The sequence below is a fragment of the Acidovorax sp. GW821-FHT10E04 genome (assembly GCF_059415185.1).
Genome location: NZ_JBWKMT010000004.1, coordinates 81,964 through 102,070 on the forward strand (window position 1 = coordinate 81,964; position 20,107 = coordinate 102,070).

15 protein-coding genes are annotated in these 20,107 nt (G+C 69.3%); 9 read left to right on the forward strand and 6 right to left on the reverse strand.

Translation table 11 applies throughout. The annotated features are described in order from the left end of the window. The first annotated feature begins 96 nt into the window (after positions 1-96). The 3 genes from AC07OC_RS13850 to AC07OC_RS13860 are packed head-to-tail and all read left to right on the forward strand — an operon-like array spanning position 97 to position 4,015. Positions 97-1,395 carry a DUF3422 family protein gene (locus tag AC07OC_RS13850; protein ID WP_218295760.1) on the forward strand — a complete coding sequence of 433 codons (1,299 nt, stop codon included), beginning with the start codon at positions 97-99 and terminating at the stop codon, positions 1,393-1,395. A gap of 51 nt (positions 1,396-1,446) precedes the next feature. Then, the gene (locus AC07OC_RS13855; RefSeq protein ID WP_218339996.1) at positions 1,447-3,069 is read left to right on the forward strand and encodes a gamma-glutamyltransferase family protein; all 1,623 of its coding nucleotides are present in this window, start codon (positions 1,447-1,449) and stop codon (positions 3,067-3,069) included. A 16-nt stretch (positions 3,070-3,085) separates the two neighbouring features. Continuing rightward, positions 3,086-4,015, forward strand: coding sequence for a DMT family transporter (locus tag AC07OC_RS13860; RefSeq protein WP_218339997.1), 930 nt, complete (start codon positions 3,086-3,088; stop codon positions 4,013-4,015). Between the two features lie 152 nt (positions 4,016-4,167). Here AC07OC_RS13860 and AC07OC_RS13865 read toward each other — a convergent pair whose 3' ends face one another. Both AC07OC_RS13865 and AC07OC_RS13870 read right to left on the reverse strand, forming a co-directional pair. Beyond that, complete coding sequence (locus AC07OC_RS13865) at positions 4,168-5,214, reverse strand: M48 family metalloprotease (protein ID WP_494601525.1); 1,047 nt, start codon at positions 5,212-5,214, stop codon at positions 4,168-4,170. A gap of 11 nt (positions 5,215-5,225) precedes the next feature. Next, complete coding sequence (locus AC07OC_RS13870) at positions 5,226-5,837, reverse strand: SH3 domain-containing protein (protein ID WP_494601527.1); 612 nt, start codon at positions 5,835-5,837, stop codon at positions 5,226-5,228. 68 nt (positions 5,838-5,905) lie between these two features. Between AC07OC_RS13870 and AC07OC_RS13875 the strand changes: the two genes are divergently transcribed. The 4 genes from AC07OC_RS13875 (at position 5,906) to AC07OC_RS13890 (ending at position 11,621) form a co-directional block, all read left to right on the forward strand. Then, positions 5,906-6,736 (forward strand): SDR family oxidoreductase, encoded by an 831-nt coding sequence (locus AC07OC_RS13875; protein WP_492253717.1) that lies wholly within the window; start codon positions 5,906-5,908, stop codon positions 6,734-6,736. Between the two features lie 406 nt (positions 6,737-7,142). Continuing rightward, positions 7,143-8,249 (forward strand): TRAP transporter substrate-binding protein, encoded by a 1,107-nt coding sequence (locus AC07OC_RS13880; RefSeq protein ID WP_370627786.1) that lies wholly within the window; start codon positions 7,143-7,145, stop codon positions 8,247-8,249. Beyond that, positions 8,246-10,957, forward strand: coding sequence for a bifunctional diguanylate cyclase/phosphodiesterase (locus AC07OC_RS13885; protein WP_255591084.1), 2,712 nt, complete (start codon positions 8,246-8,248; stop codon positions 10,955-10,957). The genes AC07OC_RS13880 and AC07OC_RS13885 overlap by 4 nt, the downstream gene beginning before the upstream one ends. A gap of 70 nt (positions 10,958-11,027) precedes the next feature. After that, complete coding sequence (locus AC07OC_RS13890; protein WP_492245902.1) at positions 11,028-11,621, forward strand: hypothetical protein; 594 nt, start codon at positions 11,028-11,030, stop codon at positions 11,619-11,621. A 16-nt stretch (positions 11,622-11,637) separates the two neighbouring features. Here the strand turns inward: AC07OC_RS13890 and AC07OC_RS13895 are convergent, their stop codons facing one another. Next, the gene (locus AC07OC_RS13895) at positions 11,638-12,537 is read right to left on the reverse strand and encodes a DMT family transporter (protein WP_218295753.1); all 900 of its coding nucleotides are present in this window, start codon (positions 12,535-12,537) and stop codon (positions 11,638-11,640) included. Positions 12,538-12,751: 214 nt separating this feature from the next. Here AC07OC_RS13895 and AC07OC_RS13900 point away from each other — a divergent pair, with 214 nt between their 5' ends. Next, a complete protein-coding gene (locus AC07OC_RS13900; protein WP_218340003.1) occupies positions 12,752-13,735 on the forward strand; it encodes a quinone oxidoreductase family protein in 984 nt (327 codons plus the stop codon). Further along, complete coding sequence (locus tag AC07OC_RS13905) at positions 13,732-14,565, forward strand: NUDIX hydrolase (RefSeq protein WP_218295751.1); 834 nt, start codon at positions 13,732-13,734, stop codon at positions 14,563-14,565. Before AC07OC_RS13900 ends, AC07OC_RS13905 begins: the two co-directional genes overlap by 4 nt. A gap of 68 nt (positions 14,566-14,633) precedes the next feature. Here the strand turns inward: AC07OC_RS13905 and AC07OC_RS13910 are convergent, their stop codons facing one another. The 3 genes from AC07OC_RS13910 to ileS all read right to left on the reverse strand — a co-directional run bounded on the left by AC07OC_RS13910 (position 14,634) and on the right by ileS (position 20,098). Beyond that, complete coding sequence (locus tag AC07OC_RS13910) at positions 14,634-16,289, reverse strand: Na/Pi cotransporter family protein (protein ID WP_218295750.1); 1,656 nt, start codon at positions 16,287-16,289, stop codon at positions 14,634-14,636. Positions 16,290-16,697: 408 nt separating this feature from the next. Continuing rightward, positions 16,698-17,225, reverse strand: a complete 528-nt coding sequence (gene lspA / locus AC07OC_RS13915) for a signal peptidase II (protein ID WP_218340276.1) — start codon at positions 17,223-17,225, stop codon at positions 16,698-16,700. After that, positions 17,225-20,098 carry an isoleucine--tRNA ligase gene (ileS, locus tag AC07OC_RS13920; protein ID WP_218340004.1) on the reverse strand — a complete coding sequence of 958 codons (2,874 nt, stop codon included), beginning with the start codon at positions 20,096-20,098 and terminating at the stop codon, positions 17,225-17,227. The genes lspA and ileS overlap by 1 nt, the downstream gene beginning before the upstream one ends. Between the last annotated feature and the right edge of the window lie 9 nt (positions 20,099-20,107).

The following is a 20,107-nucleotide window of genomic DNA, read 5'->3' on the forward strand; positions in this document are numbered from 1 at the left end:
CCAGAACAGCGGCACCTTCGGGTGCCGTTGTTTTTTGGAGAGCCCGGGGGCCTGCGCACCCTCGGCGCCAGTGGACAATCGCGGGCAGAGGTCCGCATGTCCACTCCATTCCATCTGCCGCAGCATCCCCACCGGGCGATGCTGCACAACGAAATCCACGCCCGCCCGCCCGAGGCCATGACGGCCCCCCTGGCCATCGCGCACATCGTGATGCTGGCCGATGCGGCCGGGCGCGAAGCGAGCCGGGCCCATGTCGCCGCCCTCCTGCGCGACCACCACATGGCCCTGCCCGATGCGCACACCACCCACCTGCGCATGGACCTGGGCGCCTACCGCATGCGGTGGGAGCTGCACACCGAGTTCGTCTCCTGGACTTTCATGGTGCCCGCGACGGCGGATGCCTTCGGCGAGCGGGAGCCCGCCAGCGCGGTGGATGCCGTGCCCCGCGAGTGGCTGGCGGCCCTGCCCGGGCAATGCCTGTGCAGCCTGAATCTCTGGGTGCTGCCCACGCACACCTTTGGCTCGGGCTCGCTGGTCAAGCACGTGCTGCACGAGGACACGCTGGTGGCCTCCACCGTGGCCGACGGGCATGGCGAGGTCTACACCGACTTCGCCATCCATGCCGACGGTTTCTCGCGCATGGTGCTGCTTGCGGGGGGCATGACGCAGCGCCGCCTGGGGCGGCTGGTGCAGCGCCTGCTCGAAATCGAGACCTACCGCATGGCGGCCCTGCTGGGCCTGCCCGCGGCGCGCGAGGCGGCCAGCGTGCTGGCGTTCGCCGAGCGTGAGCTGGCCGAGCTGGCCGACGCCATCCGCACCGCCAACCGCGATGCCGAGCCCGTGCTGCTGGACCGCCTGACCCGGCTGGCCGGGCAGGTGGAAAGCCAGTACGCCGCCACGCACTCGCGTTTCTCGGCCAGCAGCGCCTACTTCGAGCTGCTGGACCGCCGCATCGAGGACATCGCCGAATCGCGCCTGGCGGGCATGCAGACCATCCGGGAGTTCATGGACCGGCGCCTCACGCCCGCGCGCAGCACCTGCGAGTGGGCGACCCGCCGGCAGGATGCGCTGTCGCAGCGCGTCTCGCGCATGAGCAACCTTCTGCGCACCCGGGTGGAGATCGAGCAGCAGCAAAGCAGCCAGGCGCTGCTGACCACCATGAACCACCGCCAGGACCTGCAGCTCCAGATGCAGTCCACGGTGGAAGGCCTCTCGGTGGCGGCGATCACGTACTACATCGTTGGCCTGGTGAGCTACCTGGCCAAGGGAGCGCAGAAGCTGGGCTGGCCGCTTTCCCCCGAGACGACGGCCGCCATTGCGATTCCGGTGGTGGCCGTGGGCGTCTGGTGGTCTCTGCGAAGGCTGCACCACAAGGTGTTCCGCAAGCGCCATTGAAGCCGCGCAGGGGGCGGGGCGCAGCCGCCGGCAGCGGCAGATAATGGCCCGATGCCGTTCAGCTACACCTCTTCCTATGCCAGCACCCGCCTGCCGGTGTTTGCGCGCAATGTCGTTTCCACGTCCCACCCGCTGGCTGCCCAGGCGGGCTTGCGCATGCTGCAGCAGGGCGGCAATGCCGTCGATGCGGCCGTGGCGGCGGCCGCTGCCATGACGATCTGCGAGCCCGTGAGCAATGGCCTGGGCAGCGATGCGTTCTGCATCCTCTGGGACGGGCAGGCCTTGCAGGGGCTCAACGCCTCGGGCCGCGCGCCCGCCGCCTGGACGCCCGGGTACTTTCACAGCCGCTACGGCAGGGGGCAGGCGACGCCGCCCCGGCGCGGCATGGATGCCGTCACCGTGCCGGGCGCCGTCAGCGCCTGGGTGGCCCTGTCCGAGCGCTTTGGCAAGCTGCCTTTTGCCGACCTGATGGAGCCCGCCGCCGAGATCGCCGAGCGCGGCTACCTGGTGCCGGTGGTGGTGCAGCAGAAATGGGCCGCCGCCGTGCCCGAGCTGCAGTCGCAGCCAGGGTTTGCGCGGAGCTTCATGCCCTGGGGGCGCGCGCCGCGGGTGGGTGAGCTGTTCCAGTTCGCGGCGGCTGCGCGTGCCTTGCGCGCCATCGGCGCCACGCGGGGGCAGGCGTTCTACACGGGCGAAATCGCCCAGGCGCTGGTGGCCTTCTCGCAGGCCCAGGGCGGCAGCCTGGCGCTGGCGGATCTGGCGGCGCACCGGCCCGAATGGGTCACCCCCATGGCCCGCAACTACCGGGGCCACACGCTGCACGAGATTCCGCCCAACGGGCAGGGCATCGCCGCCCTCATCGCGCTGGGCATCCTCGACCAGTTCGATCTGGCGGGCCTGCCCGTGGATGGCACTGCGTCCCAGCACCTGCAGATCGAGGCGATGAAACTCGCGTTCGCCGATGTGTACCGCTACGTGGCCGAGCCATCGTCCATGGAGGTGACACCCGCCCAAATGCTCGATGACGCGTACCTGGCATCCCGTGCCAAACTGATCGACATGAACCAGGCGCAGGATTTCGGGGCGGGCAATCCGGCCAAGGGCGGCACGATCTACCTGACCGCGGCCGACGAGAACGGCATGATGGTGAGCTTCATCCAGAGCAACTACATGGGCTTTGGCTCGGGTTGCGTGGAGCCCACGTTCGGCATCAGTCTGCAGAACCGGGGCCAGGCGTTCAGCACCGACCCCGATGGCCCCAATTCCGCCAATCTGGTGGCGCCGGGCAAGCGGCCGTTTCATACCATCATCCCCGCCTTCCTGACACAAAACGGCCAGCCCGTGATGAGCTACGGCGTGATGGGGGCCAACATGCAGCCCCAGGGCCACCTGCAGACCCTGGTGCGCATGCTGGACTATGGCCAGAACCCGCAGGCGGCCTGTGATGCGCCGCGCTGGCGCTTCAACGAAGGGCTGTCGATCAACGTCGAGGCCGCCATGCCCGCCGCCACGGTGCAGGGGCTGCTCGGCCTGGGGCACCAGATGGAGGTGCTGCAGGACTCCTACCAGGACTTCGGTGCCGGCCAGTTCATCTGGCGCATGGGCGACCCCAAGGTGCAGGGCTACCTGGCCGCCAGCGATCCGCGCCGCGATGGCCAGGTGGCCGGCTATTGATGAGATTTGAGAAAAAGTGCCTCCAGCCCAATCAGTACAAGCGCTAGCAGCTAGAAAAAATGTAGCAACCGGCCTGTTGCTCGCCCTGCTGGGCTCCATCGCCTTCAGCGGCAAGGCCATCATCGTCAAGCTCGCGTACCGCTACGGAGTGGACGCGGTCACGCTCATCATGTACCGCATGCTGTTTGCGCTGCCCATCTTCGCCGTGATGGCCTGGTGGGCCAGCCGGGGCAAGCCGCCCCTGTCGCGCAAGGACTGGCTGGGCGTGCTGGGCCTGGGGCTCACGGGCTACTACCTGGCGAGCTTTCTGGACTTCGCGGGGCTGGCCTACATCAGCGCCAGCCTGGAGCGCCTCATCCTGTACCTGAACCCCACGCTGGTGGTGATGCTCGGCTGGGTGCTGTACCGGCGCGGCATCCACTGGGGCCAGGCCGTGGGCATGCTGATCAGCTACTGCGGCGTGGTGCTGGTGTTCGGCCACGAGGCCAACCTGCAGGGCGCCGATGCGGCCTGGGGCACCCTGCTGGTGTTCCTGAGCGCGGTGAGCTATGCCATCTACCTGGTCTACAGCGGCGAGCTGGTGCGGCGCCTGGGGTCGTTGCGGCTGGTGGGGCTGGCCACCACGGTGGCGTGCCTGTGCTGCCTGCTGCAGTTCGTGGTGCTGCGGCCCTTCAGCGCGGCCGTGGTGGCGCCCGAGGTGATCTGGCTGTCGGTGCTCAACGCCACGCTGTGCACGGCCGCGCCCGTGCTCATGGTGATGATGGCGATCGAGCGCGTGGGCGCCGGCATGACCGCGCAGACCGGCATGGTGGGGCCGCTGTCCACCATCCTCATGGGTGTCTGGATCCTGGGCGAACCCTTCACGGTGTGGGTGGCCGCGGGCACGGCGCTGGTCATCGCCGGCATTTTCGTGTTCACGCAGCTCGCGCGCCGCCAGCAGGCCTGATGAAGGCCCTTGCCGTGGTGCTCCGAATGCCACGCCATACGGCCGGGGGGGAGGGGCGCTGTCGGGCATGAAAAAGGGCAGCGCGCGCTGCCCTTTTTTCTTGTTGTCCCGCCGCGCGGGCACACCTTTTGGGGGCCCCGGGCACCGCTCCGCTACGAGGTCTTTTTCCGCGCGGGCGGCGCGGGCTTGCGGGCGGGCGCCGCCGCCGGATTCACCGCGCCTGGCACCGCGGCGGCGGGGCCAGAGGCCGCCGAAGGCTGGGGGTTGAGGCGCTGCGCCACCGTGACGGGCGCCACGCCCATGAAGCCATCCAGGTTCTTGCCCATGGCCAGCTCCAGTTGCTCCAGCCGTGCCTGGGCGGGCGGATGGGTGGCCAGGGCCAGCGTGAACATGGGGTTGTCGGGCGCGGCCGTGCGCAGCTGCTGCAGCACCGCCACCAGCCCATACGGATCGAAGCCCGCGCGCGTGGCCAGGGCCACGCCGGTGCGGTCCGCGTCGTACTCGTCGGCCTGGTCCAGGCCGCGCGCATACAGGTTGCGGCCCAGGGCGAGGAACTGCGAGGCCACCAGGTTCCCCACGGCGTTGGTCTTGATCTGCGACGCCACCAGCTGCGTGAACATGCCGGACTGCGCGGTCTTGCGCATGGCGTGCAGGTGGTGCCTGGCGGTGACGTGCGTGATTTCGTGGGCGAGGATACCCGCAAGTTCGGCCTCGTCCGCGCAGCGGTCGATCAGCCCCTTGGTCACGAACACGTAGCCCCCCGGCGCGGCGAATGCGTTGTACCCGGGATCGTCCAGCACGACGAAGGTCCAGGGAAGATGGGGGCGCTCGGACTGCAGGCTGATCCAGCGCCCGAGGTTGTTCACATAGCGCTGCAGGGCCATGTCCGGGTGCAGCGGTTTGCTGCCCAGCAGCACGGCGGCGAGCTGGCGGCCGATTTCAATCTCTTTCGGCTCGTCGATGCTCTCCACCGAGCGCGTGAGCAGGCTGATGAGGTCGTCGCCCCGGGCGGCATTGCCGCCGCCGCCGGTGACGGCGCCCAGCAGGCCGCCACCGCTGCTGCTGGTGCCTCCGCCCAGCGAGTTGAGCAGGTTCATCACGTTCTGGGCATGGCCGCAGACCGGCACCAGGGTGAGCGCCAGGGCGGCGCACGCAGCGGCCAGCGGCCGCGTGCAGGCATGGGAAAAGGGCAGTCGCATGGCGGCTTTCCTCAGTTGGGGCTGAAGTTGGGGTCGGAAGGATTGGCCGAGGAGCCCGTCGCTCCCGGGCTGCCGCTGGACGACGGACGCTGGGGCGCCGCCAGTGGCGGCACGGTGCGTGGCTGCAGGGAGGCGGTGGTCGCGAACTGGCGTGCCTGGTCCGCATTCACCCGCAGGCCCTCCGCCTGGCCGACGGCGGCCGGGTTGGGCTGCGCGTTGGCGATGTCTTCGGCGCCCAGGCCGCGGATGCCCACGGTGGATGTGGCCGTGGTCGTGGGGCCGCTGTTGCCGCCGAACAGACCGCCCAGGCCTCGCAGGCCGCTCGTGGCCGCGTTGCTGGAAGGCGCGGCCGAGCCCGACTGCGGACCCAGGTCGAACATGTGCACCCAGCCCGTCGCGCCCTGCGGCGTGCTCACCCGGGTCCAGGGGCCCTTGCGCTCGTTGCTGCGGGTGACCACGGTGTTGGCCTCCAGGGGCGCCACGCTCGCGCCAGTGTCGGCGGGGGTGTCGCGCAGTTGCGTGGCGCGCTTGACCACGGCGGACTCCTGCGCTTGCGCGCCCAGGGGCGCCAATGCGGCCAATGCCAGCCAGGCGGCAAGGGCTCCGCGGTGCAGCCAGTTCATCTTGCAACTCTCCACGTATGATGGTTTTCAAAGGCCGCAGGGTGCAGCCGTCAGAACCGGAGATTGTTATGGATTTGGGTATCGCAGGCAAATGGGCGCTGGTGTGCGGCGCGAGCAAGGGCCTGGGCTATGGCTGTGCGCTGGCCCTGGTGCGCGAGGGCGTCAATGTGGTCATCAACGCCCGCAATGCGGACGCCCTCGATCAGGCTGCTACTCAATTGATAGCTGAAGCCGCACAGTGTTCTAGCGCTGGCGGGCAGAATCAGCCAAAGCCACGGGTGCTGGCCGTGGCCGCCGACATCACCACCGCCGCCGGACGGGAGGCCGTGTTCTCCGTGGCCGGCGGGCCAGGGCGTGACTTCGACATCGTGGTGACCAATGCCGGCGGCCCCCCCACGGGCGACTTCCGCGAGTGGGACCGGGACGCATGGATCAAGGCCGTGGACGCCAACATGCTCACGCCCATCGAACTGATCAAGGCCACGGTGGACGGCATGGCCGCACGGGGCTTTGGCCGCGTCGTCAACATCACTTCCAGTGCCGTGAAGGCGCCCATCGACATCCTGGGCCTGTCCAACGGCGCGCGCAGCGGGCTCACCGGCTTCGTGGCCGGCGTCTCGCGCAGCAAGATCGCCGCGCGCGGCGTGACCATCAACAACCTGCTGCCCGGCAAGTTCGACACCGACCGGCTCGCCGCCACCGTGAACGCGGCCGCCAGCAAGGCCGGCAAGAGCGTGGACGACGTGCGCAGCGCCCAGCAGGCGCAGATTCCGGCCGGGCGCTACGGCACGGCCCAGGAGTTCGGAGCCATCTGCGCGTTCTTGTGCAGCCAGCAGGCGGGCTACATGACGGGGCAGAACGTGCTGGCGGACGGCGGCGCCTACCCGGGCACTTTCTGACCTTCTGATCCGGGCGGCGGCGCAGGCGCCTGCCTGAGCCTGCGCGTCGAAAACGCTGCTGGCGCGCCCGGGCTGCGTGCTGGAGGGGGCGGCGCGGGGTGCTTTCCGGCCACCCGCGGGCGGTGGGTTCTTGTGCGCGCGGCAGGTTCTGCGGTGGTACCTCGTGGCATTTTGCCGACAGCTTTTCCTCCGGGTGGAAAAACTTGGTGAAGAATGGGGCCCCCAGTCCTCCAACCCGAAAGCACCGGAACATGACACTGCGCACTCCCCTCCCGGGCAGCGTTGCGAATCCATGCGGTATCCGCCGATACCGCTGTGGGTTTCGCCGCGCCCAGGGCGCGAAGGCGCTCCGTTCATGGCCTCGGTCCGCGTGCGGGCTGCAGTACCAGAACCCCCCATGCAGCCCATGCCCGCTCTGAGGTTTCGCCTTCGCCGCCGCGCCGCGGTGCTGCTGTGCGCGGCATGCGCGGCGCTGGGCGGCCTGCCCCAGGCCATGGGCCAGACGGCCGCGCCCCCGGCGACGGCCGCCGCAGCGCCCTACAAGTTGCGCATCGTGGGCGGCCTGGCGGGCATCAACCAGTACACCCGCCAGGAAGAGCCGTTCTGGACGAAGGAGCTGCTGCGCATGAGCGGCGGGCGGTTCGACGCCGAGATCGTGCCCTTTGACCGGGCCGGCGTGCCCGGCGCCGAGATGCTGCGCCTGCTGCAGCTGGGCGTGGTGCCTTTCGGCACGACGCTCATGAGCTCATTCACGGCCCAGTACCCCGAGTACACCGCGCCCGACCTGGCCGGCCTCAATCCCGACATCGCCACGCTCAAGTCCACGCTGGCGGCATTCCGGCCCTACCTGGAGAAGGTCCTGCGCGACCAGCATGGCGTGGAGGCCCTGGCGGTGTACGTGTACCCCGCCCAGGTGGTGTTCTGCAAGAAGCCGCTGCGCGCGCTGGCCGACCTGGCGGGGCGCCGCACCCGGGTGTCCTCCTCCACTCAGGCCGATTTCGTCGGGGCGCTGGGCGGCGTGCCGGTGCTCACCGGTTTCGCGCAGATCGTGCCCAGCCTCACCGCGGGCAACACGGAATGCGCGATCACCGGCACCATGTCGGGCAACACCCTGGGCCTGCCCGCGATCACCTCGCACATGCATGCGCTGCCCGTGACCTGGGGGCTGGCCATCTTCGGCGCCAACCAGGCCGCCTGGGAGGCGCTGCCGCCCGACCTGCGTGCGCTGCTGCGGCGCGAGCTGCCCAGGCTGGAGGCTGCCATCTGGGAAGAGTCCGAGCGCGAGACCTCCGATGGCATGGCCTGCAACCGTGGGGCCCCTGCCTGCGTGGGGGGCCGCAAGGGCAGCATGGTGGTGGTGCCGGTGTCGTCGCAGGACGAGCGCAACCGGCACGAGATCCTCGCCTCCACCGTGCTGCCGCGCTGGGTGCAGCGCTGCGGGGTGCGCTGCGCCCAGGTGTGGAACCAGACGATCGGCCCCGTCCGCGGCCTGGCGGCGGCCCCCGCGAAATGAGTGAGTCCAACACCCCGCTGCGGATCAAGGCCTTCGTATGGGCCGGGGCGGCGGTGTTCATGGCGGCGGTGGTGCTGGTCTCCGCCGCGCTGGCATGGAACGCCCGCAAGGTGGCGCTGGACGACAACGAAGCCCAGGCCACGCGCTTCGTGGCGGGCGCCGAGGCGGCGCTCAACCGGTCCCTGCTAGCGGTGGATGTGCTGCTGGCCAGCATGGATGAACTGCTCGGGCTGTCCGGCGCCATGCGCGACTGGATCGATCCCGAGCTGGCCAGCCAGCGGCTGCGCAGCTCGGCGCGGCAGAACCTGATGGTGCGCTACGTGGCCCTGCTGGACGCCAACGGCAAGTCGATGGCGTCCTCCGACGCCGCCGGCAGCGCGCTGCCCGTGCAGTTGCCGCCCGGTTTCCTGGCGACGGTGCTGGAGCAGCCCGTCTCCACCCTCATGATCAGCCCGCCGGTGGTGAGCTTCGCCACGTCCGAGCGCGTGCTGTACTTCGCTCGCCACCTGCGCATGGCCGACAGCGCCCGCGTGGTCGCGGTGGCGGAGGTGCCCGTCGGCGCGCTCAGTTCGGTGCTGGTGCAGGGGGTGGACATCAGCGGCCTGCAGGTCACGCTGGAGCGCGCGGGAGGGCTGCTGCTGCTGAGCGTGCCCAACCGGGAGGAATCCATCACGCCCACGCTCAGTCCGCCGCTCCACGAACTCGCGGAAAAGGGCCAGGAATGGAAAGCGCCGGCCCGCCTCAGCGGGGAGCCCGCGCTGGTGGTCTACCGGCCCATCCTGTACCAGGACCTGCGCATTTCCGCGAGCATCCCGCTGCGCGATGCGCTGGCGGGCTGGCGCGAGCAGCGCAACGCCATCGCGCTCACGGGGCTGCTGTTCGTGGCCATGATCGCAGCGGCCGGCAATCTGGCGCTGCGCTACCTGGACCGCATCTCCCAGGCCCGCATCGCGATCGCGCAGTCCAAGGCCACGCTGGACCAGGCGCTGGAGTCGATGGTGAGCGGCTTCCTGCTGCTCGACGGCGAGTACCGCGTGGTGCAGTGGAACAGCCGGTTCGAGGAGATATTTCCGTGGCTGCGCAGCGTGATCGCGCCGACGGTGCCGTTCCGGCGCGTGATGGAGGAAACCTCCCGCCACCACCTGCCGCGCGCCAGCGAGGACGAGCGCATGCGCTGGGTGGAGCTGCGCCTGCTCAAGCAAAAGCAGCACCAGGAGCCCCATGAACAGGTGCTGCCCAATGGCCGCACGATCCAGATCACCGAACGGCCCACGCCCGAAGGGGGGCTGGTCATCACGTACCACGATGTGACCGCCCTGCGCCGGGCCAGCGCCGAGATCGAAAGCCTGGCCTTCTACGACCCGCTCACCAACCTGCCCAACCGCCGGCTGCTCATGGACCGCATGCAGCAGGTCATCGCGGCCAGCCTGCGCAGCGGGCAGTACGGCGCGCTGCTCTTCCTGGACCTCGACCACTTCAAGACCCTGAACGACACCCTGGGCCACGAAGTGGGCGACCTGCTGCTGCGCCAGGTCGCCGAGCGGCTCAAGACCTGTGTGCGGCGGGAGGACACCGTGGCGCGCCTGGGCGGGGACGAGTTCGTCGTCATGCTGCACGAGCTGTCGCAGCACAGCGAGGAGGCGGCTGCCCATGCCCGGCGCGTGGGCGAAAAAATCCTGCGCACGCTCAACGCGCCGTATTCGCTGGGGGGGCACACCCACCACAGCACGCCCAGCATCGGCGCCACGCTGATGGGAGGAGCGCTGCAGCCCTCGGTCGATCTGCTCAAGCAGGCCGACATCGCCATGTACCAGGTCAAGTCGCAGGGGCGCAACGCGCTGTGCTTCTTCGATCCGCAGATGCAGATCGCCATCAGCGTGCGCGCCCAGCTGGAAGGGGACCTGCAGGCGGCGCTGACGGCGCGGCAGTTCGTGCTGCACTACCAGCCCCAGTTCCACCTGGACGGCCGCATCGTGGGCGCCGAGGCGCTCATCCGCTGGATCCATCCCGACCGCGGGCTGATCGCCCCGGGCGATTTCATTGGCGTGGCGGAAGAAAGCGAACTCATCGTGCCGATGGGCCACTGGGTGCTGCGCACCGCCTGCGAGCAGCTGGCGGCGTGGCAGAACGATGCCCGCTACCGGCATGTGCAGCTGTCGGTCAACGTGAGCGCCCGCCAGTTCCGCCAGCGCGATTTCGTGGCCCGCGTCGTCGAGGTGCTGCGGGAAACCGGCGCGCGGCCCCACCTGCTCAAGCTGGAACTCACCGAGTCGCTGGTGCTGGACAACGTGGACGACACCGTCGCCAAGATGGGCCTGCTCAAGACCAAGGGCGTGCGCTTCTCCGTGGACGATTTCGGCACGGGCTACTCGTCGCTCGCCTACCTCACGCGCCTGCCTCTGGACCAGCTCAAGATCGACCAGTCCTTCGTGCACAACCTGGGCGTGCGGCACACCGACGACGTGATCGTGCAGACCATCATCGGCATGGCCCGCAACCTGGAGCTCGACGTGATCGCCGAAGGCGTGGAAACCCCGGCGCAGAAGACCTTGCTGGCGGACTATGGCTGCCAGCTCTTCCAGGGCTACCTGCTCGGGATGCCCGGGCCCGTAGCCGACCTGGAAGTCCTGCTGCAGAACGCCGCCGAGGCCACCCAGGCCGCCCAGGCCGCCACCTCGCCCCCGGCCGCCGGCGGCGCAGCGGACTGAGCCGCCAGTCGCCGGCCGCATGGTGTTCCTTCCGTTCGCTCTTTCCATTGTGCTGATGGCGAGGTCCGATATGCACCCTTCTCCGCACACCCGCCCCGCCGCCAGCGCCACGGCGCGCGGGCGCTTGGCTGCATGGGCCACCCTGGCATGTGCCGCAGCCGCTGCCTGCACCCTGGCCGCCGCCGAGCCCGTCGCCGTCCAGACCCCCAGCGGGACGCTGCGGCTGCAGGCGCCGGCGGGCTACACCGCGCTCACCGACGAGGAGCTGCAGACCAAGTTCGGCCGGCACGGGCGCAGGCCGCTGGCCGCCTGGGGCAACGCCCGGCGCAGCAGCACTGTTGCCGTGACCTGGTCGCGCATGGCGCAAAAACCGCTCACGCCCGATGCCTTGCCCGCGTTCATGTCCGCCATGGAAACAACCTTGCCCAGGCTCACCCCGGGCCTGGTGATGCGCGACGCCTCGCTGGTCACCATTGGCGGGCGTGCCTGGGTGCGCATGGACAGCACCGCGCCGGCCGCCGATACCGACGTCCGCAACCTCATGTACCTCACGGACCTGAACGGCCACATGGTGGGCGTGAACTACAACGCCACCGTGGCGGACTTCCCGGCGCAAGAACCGGGTTTTGGGTCCTCTGCCGGCACCTTGCGGGTGCAGGAGTAGAGCCGCCGCAGCGGCGCTATCGGCGAGAGGACACCACGATCCCGCCCACGATCAGCGCGAACGCGATGCCATGAAAGAGCTGGGGCGTCTCCCCCAGGAACGCGGCCGACAGGATGCCGGCGAACAGGGGTGTCAGGTTCACGAAGAAGCCCGCCACGGCGGGCCCCGCGCGCTGCACGCCCACGCCCCAGAAGCGGTAGGCCAGCACCGCGGGCCCCACCGCGATGAATGCCAGCGCGGCCGCCAGCGGCCAGCCCCATGCGACGTGCGAGCGGCCCGAGGCCCATTCCGCCCCGGCGAAACTGCCCGACCATGCGAGCCCGAACACCATCTGCGCCATCAGGAACGCTGCCCAGTCGCCGCGGATGCGGGTGGGCTCGGTGGTGCGCGACAGCAGCCAGCTGTAGAACGCCCATGAAATCGTGGCAAGGAGCATGAACAGGTCGCCCGGCACGAGCCGGAAGGCCATCAGCTGCGCCCATTCGCCACGGCTGAGCACCAGCAGCACGCCGCAGATCGACAGCAGCGCCCCCAGCAGCTGCCGCCGCGTGACGCCCGCGCCGAAGAACAGCGCGCCCACGCCCAGCATCCACACCGGCATGCTGGAGCCCACCAGGGTCACGTTGATGGGCGTGGAGGTCTGCAGGGCCATGTACTGGAACGCGTTGTACAGCCCGATGCCCAGCAGCCCCAGCAGCGCATAGCGGCGCCAGTGCGGCCACAGCGGGCTGTCCTTGCGCAGCACACCGTGCGCGAGGGGCAGCAGGATGCCGAAGGCCAGCACCCAGCGGATGAAATTGAGGGTGAGGGGCGGGATCAGGTCGTGCACCAGCCGCCCCACCACGGCATTGCCGGCCCAGAGCATCGGCGGTACCACCAGCAACGCCGCCGTGCCGGGCGTGAGTTTTTGTGTCATGGGGCTGGACTGTAACGGCGCGCGTGCCGCCCCGCTGCGCGCGGCCACAAGGCCCCAGGGCGGCGCGGCCGTCCACACGCCCACCCGCCATCGCCCAGGGCCTTCTCATCGCGGCGTGGCGGTGCCCGCCGGCAAGTAGCCCGGCCTGCGGCAGGCTCGCGGGATTCGTGGCAGGATGGCCGCCGTTTGTCTCACCGTTACAGGAGCGTTAGCCATGAGCCTTGCCGTCCAGATCCGCCAGCACGGTGGTCCCGAAGAACTCCACATCGTTGACGTCGCCGTGGGCGAGCCCGGCCCCGGCGAGATCCGCATCCGCCACCACGCCATCGGCCTGAATTTCATCGACGTGTACCACCGCACGGGCCTGTACCCGCTCGGCATGCCCGCGGGCATCGGCATGGAGGCCGCCGGTGTGGTCGAGGCCGTGGGCGAAGGTGTCACGCACCTGAAGGTGGGCGACCGCGCGGCCTACGCGAGCCAGCCGCCCGGCAGCTACTGCGAGCAGCGCGTGATGCCCGCCAGGTGCGTGTGCCGGCTGCCCGACGCGATCAGCTTCGAAACCGGCGCGGCCATGATGCTCAAGGGCCTGACCGCGCAGTACCTGCTCAAGAAGACGCTGCCCGTGCAAGGCCTGCAGGCCGGCGACCACGTGCTGTTCCACGCCGCCGCCGGCGGGGTGGGGCTGATCGCCACGCAGTGGGCCAGGGCGCTCGGGCTCTCCCTCATCGCCACGGCGGGCTCGGACGCCAAGTGCCAGCTCGCGCTGGCCAATGGCGCGGCCCATGCGATCAACTACAACACCGAGGACTTCGCGGCCCGCGTGAAAGGGATCACCGCCGGCCAGGGCGTGAAGGTGGTGTACGACTCGGTGGGCAAGGACACGTGGGACAAGTCCCTCGACTGCCTGCGCCCCTTTGGCCTCATGGCCAGCTTTGGGAATGCATCGGGCCCCGTGCCGCCGTTCGCTCCGGGCGCGCTGGGCGCCAAGGGCTCGCTGTACGTCACGCGCCAGACACTGTTCACCCACATCGCCACGCGCGAGAGCACGCAGGCCATGGCGGACGATCTGTTCAGCGTGGTGGCCAGCGGGCAGGTCGTGATTCACATCGACCAGCGCTACCCGCTCGCGCAGGTGCAGCAGGCGCACCGCGACCTCGAGGCGCGCAAGACCACCGGCTCCACCATCCTCACGCTGTGAGCGCGGCGCACGGCAGCACGCCGTTCGGGCACTGGCTGGCGGGCGCCCGGCAGGCCGCGCGGCAGCCCGCCGCCCAGTCCCGCCAAGCCTTGCTGGCGGCCGGGCAGGTGGTGGGCTCGGTGGCCGAAGGGTTCTTGGAGCAGATTGGTGCCTCGCGCGCCATCGACAAGCGCTTCGAGCTATCAAAAACAGAGCATCAGGGGGCACCCGCCTGGCACCTGCAATCGCCCCCGGGAGGGGCCACCGAGGCGCTCAACGCCCTGGCGGCGGTGCTGCGGGGCGCCGGCCGGTGCGGCCCCTGGCGCAATGAGCAACTGGCCGTGTGCAATCCGCAGGGCGACGTGGTGGCCACCGTGGAGCGCGGCGCCGTGCGCGTGCTGGGCATCGCCACGCGGGCCGTGCACCTGGTGGGGCTGGCCCCGGACGGCCGCATGTGGGTGCAAAAGCGGGCGCTGACCAAGCCCAACAACCCGGGCCTGTGGGATACGCTGATGGGCGGCATGGTGGCGGCCGCCGACACCCTGCCGCAGGCGCTGGCGCGCGAGACCTGGGAGGAGGCCGGGCTGCGCATCGAAGCCCTGGCGGGCGTGGCGCACGGCGGCCACGTGCTGTTCAGCCGGCCCAGCCGCGAGGGCGGGGGCGTGGGCTTCATGGTGGAGCGCATCGACTGGTTCCGCGCCCAGGTGCCCGATGGCCTGGAGCCCTGCAACCAGGACGGGGAGGTCGAGCGGTTCGATCTGCTTTCCCTCGACAGCCTGCGCGAACAGGTGGCGCAAGGGGCGTTCACCCTGGAAGCCGGGCTGGTGATCGCGGGCTTTCTGGGCGCCTGACGCGGCGGCCCTTGCAGGCGCTGCCCCCTGTGCCAGGGCGGCGGGCCGCCGGGGCGCAAGCCGCCGCCTCAGGCCTGGTCCACCATGGCCCTCAGGCGGCTGGGCGCCAGCGCGCCCGCCGACTCCAGGATCGGGTAGGCCACCGAGCACAGCAGCGAGTTGATGCGCTTGAGCTCGCTGATCAGGTCGATGTGCAGCGAGCTGGTCTCGATGCTTTGCACCGTGTTGTCGGACAGGCGCGCCAGGTGGGTGGCCGAATACGCGTGCTCCAGGTCGCGGAAGCGGGCCTTCTCCTCTAGCAGCTTCTGCGCATCGCGCACGCTGCCGTTCAGGAACACGCTCATCGCCAGGCGCAGGTTGTCGATCAGGCGCGCGTGCAGCTCGTTGATCTCTTCCATGCCGGCCTCGGAGAACTGGCGGCCCTTCTTGATCTTCTTGTCCTCGATGTCGATCAGCACGCGCTCGATGATGTCGCCGATCTGTTCCATGTTGATCGTGAAGCTGATGATGTCGGCCCAGCGGCGGCCTTCGCGCTCATCCAGCGCCTCGCGCGAGATCTTGGTCATGTAGTACTTGATGGCCGAGTACAGGCCGTCCACCTCGTCGTCGAGCTTGCGCAGATCCTGTGCGAGCTTGAGGTCGTCCGTGCGGATCACCTTGTGCAGGCCCAGCAGCATGGACTCGACCACGTCGGCCTGGTGCAGGGCCTCGCGCGCGGCGCAGGAGATGGCCAGCGAGGGCGTGGCCAGGGCGGAAGGGTCCAGGTGCTGGGGGCGCGTGCCCGCCGCGGCCTGGGTCTTCTCCTGCGGCAGCAGGCGCTGCACCGCGCGGGCCACCGTGCCGGTCAGGCCGATGCAGATGATGCCCACCACCATGTTGAACGCCAGATGGAACAGCACCACCAGCGTCGCGATTTCCGGCACGTAGGGCCGCACGTGCTGCAGCCACAGCCCCGTGAGCGGCGTCATGATGACCACGCCGATGATCTTGAAGATCAGGTTGCCCAGCGGCACCTGCCGCGTCTGCACGTCGGCCTTGAGCGTGGTCAGCACCGCCAGCACGCCGCTGCCCAGGTTGGCGCCCAGCACCAGGCCCAGCGCCACGTCGGGCGGGATGCCGCCCGAGCCCGCCAGGGCCGCGGTGAGCAGCACCGTGGCCAGGCTGGAATAGGCCACGATGGCGAGCACCGAGCCCGTGAAAATCTCGAGCAGCAGGTCGCTGGTGAGCGCGGAGAGCAGCGTGCGCACGGTGGGCGACTGGGTCAGCACGGTGGTGGACTCGGTGATCAGGCGCAGCGCCAGCAGCATCAGGCCCAGGCCGATCAGCACCCGGCCCACGCGGCCGGCCGCCGTGTCCTTGCGCGAGATGAACAGCACCACCCCCGCGAAGATGAACAGCGGCGAGAGCCAGGACAGGTCCATGGAGAACACCACGGCCATCACGCTGGTGCCCACGTCGGCGCCCAGCATCACGGCCAGCGCGGCGGGCAGGCCCACCAGGCCCTGGCCCACGAAGGACGACACGATCAGCGCCGTGGCGGTGCTCGACTGCACCACGGCGGTCACCCCGATGCCCGACAGCACGGCCGTGAACCGGTTGCTGACGCTGTGCGCGATCAGCTGGCGCAGGTTGGCGCCGAATACACGCAGGATGCCGGTGCGCACCAGGTGGGTGCCCCAGATCAGCAGCGACACCGCTGCCAGGAGATTCAAGAGATGCTTCATGGAAAACCGTTGTTTCTTCTTCTTGTGACGTGCGCAAACGCGGCGCCTGGCCCACGGCGGACGCAGGGCACATCATGCGCCCCTGGCCAGGGTGGCGTGTTCACTTTTGTGCCCGGAGGCCAGGGCAGACGGGTCTGCGGTGCCGGGCGGCGCGGCTTCCGGGGCGGGGCGGGCGCGGGCAAGGCACCCCTCCGTCATTTGTCACAAAACTGACATATAAGCATACTCCCGATTCCATAGCATGGATAGCAGTCCGGGTTTTGCCGGGCGGGGCACGGCGTGTGGCGCCTGCCGCACGGGCACTACACAGGTGGGGCAGGCCCCTGCCGGTGAATCCGCTCCCCGCCTTTCGCCTGGCAAAAGGCCCGCGCGCGGCGGGCCTGGGATGCAGGGAGCGGGGGTGTTGCTTCAGCGCGCGCGCCGCGCTCTGAGCAGCTCGTCCAGGATCAGGCAGGCGGCCCCCACGCTGATGGCCGTGTCCGCCAGGTTGAAGGCCGGGAAATGGCCGCCGTGGAAGATCCCGGCGAGGAAATTCCAGTGGAAATCCAGGAAGTCCACGACGTAGCCGTGCATCAGCCGGTCCACCACGTTGCCCACCGCGCCCCCCAGGATGCTGGACAGCGCGAAGCTGAACAGCCTCTGGCCGGGGTGCGCGCGCAGTTGCCACACGATGAAGATCGTGGCCGCCACGCCGATGCCGGTGAACAGCCAGCGCTGCCATCCGCCCGCGTCGCGCAGGAAGGAGAACGCCGCGCCGGTGTTGTGCGCCCGCACGATGTTGAAGAAGCTGGTGATGAACGTGGCATCGCCCAGCTGGTAGTTCTGGATGATCCAGGTCTTGGTGATCTGGTCGGCCACCAGAAGCACCACGGCCCAGGCCAGCCAGGGCCACATGCCCGCGCCGGAGCGCCCCGCCAGTGCCGCGCCGCGCGCCATCACGCGTGCGCCCGGCTTTCGCCGTCCCCGTAGAGGTTGCTGGTGCAGCGGCCGCAGATGGTGGGGTGCGCGGCATCCTGCCCCACGTCGGGGCGGTAGTGCCAGCAGCGCTCGCATTTGGCATCAGAACTGGGCTTGACGCTGATCTGCAGTGCGCTACCAGCTACCAATTCAATAGCAGAGGTGATGAAGATGAACTTCAGGTCGTCGCCCAGGCTGGCCAGCAGCGCATGGTCTTCGGGCGCGGCCGTGAGGGTGACCACGGCCTGCAGCGAAGAGCCCACCTGGCCGGCGGCGCGCAGCGCCTCGATCTCCTTGTTCACCGCATCGCGGATCTCGCGCAGGCGCCCCCACTTGGCCAGCAGGCCCTCGTCGGCCCCGGCGATGGAGCCATAGGTTTCCACGAAGATGGAGTCGGACTGGCCGAACAACTTCCAGGCCTCTTCGGCCGTGAAGGACAGGAACGGCGCCATCCAGCGCAGCATGGCATGCGTGATCTGGTAGAGCGCGGTCTGCGCGCTGCGGCGCGCCAGGCTCTTGGGCGCGGTGGTGTACAGGCGGTCCTTGAGCACGTCCAGGTAGAACCCGCCCAGGTCTTCCGAGCAGTACAGCTGCAGCTTGGCGACCACGGGGTGGAACTCATACACCTTGTAGTGCGCCAGCACCTCGGCCTGGAACTCGGATGCGCGGGTGAGGGCGTAACGGTCGATCTCCAGCATCTGGTCGAACGGCACGGCGTCCTTGGCCGGGTCGAAGTCGCTCACGTTGGCCAGCAGGAAGCGCAGCGTGTTGCGGATGCGGCGGTAGGCATCCACCACACGGGCCAGGATCTTTTCGTCCCCCGCGATGTCGCCGGAGTAGTCGCTGGCGGCCACCCACAGGCGGATGATCTCGGCGCCCAGCTTCTTGTTGATCTCCTGCGGATCGATGCCGTTGCCCAGCGACTTGCTCATCTTGCGGCCCTGGCTGTCCACGGTGAAGCCGTGGGTCAGCAGGCCCCGGTAGGGCGCGCGGCCTTCCAGCGCCGATGCCAAGAGCAGGGAGCTGTGGAACCAGCCGCGGTGCTGGTCGTGGCCTTCCAGGTACAGGTCGGCCTCGGGGCCCGTGTCGTGGTGCACGTCGGGGTGCGTGCCGCGCAGCACATGGCTGAACGTGGAGCCCGAGTCGAACCACACCTCCAGGATGTCGGTGCTCTTGGTGTAGCGGGCCGCGTCCTCGGCGCCCAGGATTTCCTCGGGCGTCACGCGGCTCCAGGCCTCGATGCCGCCCTTTTCCACGATGTCGGCCGCCTGGTCCATGATTTCCATGGTGCGCGGGTGCAGTTCGCCCGAATCCTTGTGCAAAAAGAACGGGATGGGCACCCCCCAGCTGCGCTGGCGCGAGATGCACCAGTCGGGCCGCCCGGCGATCATGTCGTGCAGGCGGGTCTTGCCGTTCTCGGGGTAGAAGCTGGTGTGTTCGATGGCGTCCAGCGCGATCTGGCGCAGCGTCTTGGCAGGCTTCATGCCGGGCTGGGTGAAGACGCCTTCGCCTTCGTCCATGCGGATGAACCATTGCGCGGCCGCGCGGTAGATCACCGGCGTCTTGTGGCGCCAGCAGTGGGGGTAGCTGTGCGTGATCTCCTTGGTGGCCATCAGGCGGCCGGCATCGCGCAGTGCTTCGATGATGACGGGCACGGCCTTCCAGATGTGCTGGCCGCCGAACAGCGGGAAGTCCGGCGCATAGGTACCGTTGCCCTGCACGGGGTTCAGGATGTCGTCCAGCGCCAGGCCGTGGGACACGCAGGAGTTGAAATCCTCCAGCCCGTAGGCGGGCGAGGAATGCACGATACCGGTGCCGTCGTCGGCCGTGGCGTAGTCGGCCAGGTACACGGGGGACAGGCGCTGGTAGCCTTGGCTGCCGTCCTCGCTTTTCACGTCGTACAGCGGGTGCTCGAACTCCAGCCCACCCAGGTTCTTGCCCAGGGTGGTGGCCAGCACGCTGCCCGTGAGGCCATAGCGCTCCAGGCACGAGGCCACCAGCGGCTCGGCCACCAGCAGGATGCGTTCGCCGGTGTCCACCAGCGCGTAGCTGATCTCGGGGTTCAGGTTCAGCGCCTGGTTGGCGGGGATGGTCCAGGCGGTGGTGGTCCAGATGACGACGAAGGCGTCTTTGGTCAACGCGGGCAGGCCAAACGCGGACGCCAGCCTGGCGGGCTCGTGCGCCTTGAAGGCCACGTCCAGCGTGGTGCTCTTCTTGTCCTGGTATTCGATCTCGAACTCGGCCAGCGACGAACCGCAGTCAAAACACCAGTACACGGGCTTCAAGCCGCGGTAGACAAAACCACGCTCCATCACACGCTTGAACGCTCGGATTTCGCCCGCCTCGTTGGCGGGGTTCATGGTCTTGTAGGGGTTGTCCCATTCGCCCAGCACGCCCAGGCGCTTGAAGTCCACCATCTGCTGCGCGATCTGCTCGGTGGCAAACGCGCGGCTCTTGGCCTGCATGTCGTCGCGGCTCAGGTTGCGGCCGTGTTTCTTCTCGATGGCGTTCTCGATCGGCAGGCCGTGGCAGTCCCAGCCGGGCACGTACAGCGCGTCGAAGCCCTCGAGCTGGCGCGCCTTGGTGATCATGTCCTTGAGAATCTTGTTGACCGCGTGGCCCATGTGGATCTGGCCGTTGGCGTAGGGCGGGCCGTCGTGCAGGATGAACTTGGGCGCGCCGCAGCGAGCGTCGCGCAGGCGCTTGTACAGGCCCTTGTCTTCCCATTCCTTGACCCAGCCCGGCTCGCGCTTGGGCAGGTCGCCGCGCATGGGGAAGGGGGTGTCGGGCAGGTTCAGGGTGCTGCGGTAGTCCGTGGCGGTGGATTCGGTGGTACTGGCGTTGTCGGACATGAGGGAGCC

Excerpts from the sequence above, each read along its gene's own strand:
- AC07OC_RS13850 (WP_218295760.1), top strand. The coding sequence starts at position 97 with ATGTCCACTCCATTCCATCTGCCGCAGCATCCCCACCGGGCGATGCTG.
- AC07OC_RS13855 (WP_218339996.1), top strand. The coding sequence starts at position 1,447 with ATGCCGTTCAGCTACACCTCTTCCTATGCCAGCACCCGCCTGCCGGTG.
- AC07OC_RS13865 (WP_494601525.1), bottom strand. The coding sequence starts at position 5,214 with ATGCGACTGCCCTTTTCCCATGCCTGCACGCGGCCGCTGGCCGCTGCG.
- AC07OC_RS13870 (WP_494601527.1), bottom strand. The coding sequence starts at position 5,837 with ATGAACTGGCTGCACCGCGGAGCCCTTGCCGCCTGGCTGGCATTGGCC.
- AC07OC_RS13875 (WP_492253717.1), top strand. The coding sequence starts at position 5,906 with ATGGATTTGGGTATCGCAGGCAAATGGGCGCTGGTGTGCGGCGCGAGC.
- AC07OC_RS13880 (WP_370627786.1), top strand. The coding sequence starts at position 7,143 with ATGCCCGCTCTGAGGTTTCGCCTTCGCCGCCGCGCCGCGGTGCTGCTG.
- AC07OC_RS13885 (WP_255591084.1), top strand. The coding sequence starts at position 8,246 with ATGAGTGAGTCCAACACCCCGCTGCGGATCAAGGCCTTCGTATGGGCC.
- AC07OC_RS13890 (WP_492245902.1), top strand. The coding sequence starts at position 11,028 with ATGCACCCTTCTCCGCACACCCGCCCCGCCGCCAGCGCCACGGCGCGC.
- AC07OC_RS13895 (WP_218295753.1), bottom strand. The coding sequence starts at position 12,537 with ATGACACAAAAACTCACGCCCGGCACGGCGGCGTTGCTGGTGGTACCG.
- AC07OC_RS13900 (WP_218340003.1), top strand. The coding sequence starts at position 12,752 with ATGAGCCTTGCCGTCCAGATCCGCCAGCACGGTGGTCCCGAAGAACTC.
- AC07OC_RS13910 (WP_218295750.1), bottom strand. The coding sequence starts at position 16,289 with ATGAAGCATCTCTTGAATCTCCTGGCAGCGGTGTCGCTGCTGATCTGG.
- lspA (WP_218340276.1), bottom strand. The coding sequence starts at position 17,225 with ATGGCGCGCGGCGCGGCACTGGCGGGGCGCTCCGGCGCGGGCATGTGG.
- ileS (WP_218340004.1), bottom strand. The coding sequence starts at position 20,098 with ATGTCCGACAACGCCAGTACCACCGAATCCACCGCCACGGACTACCGC.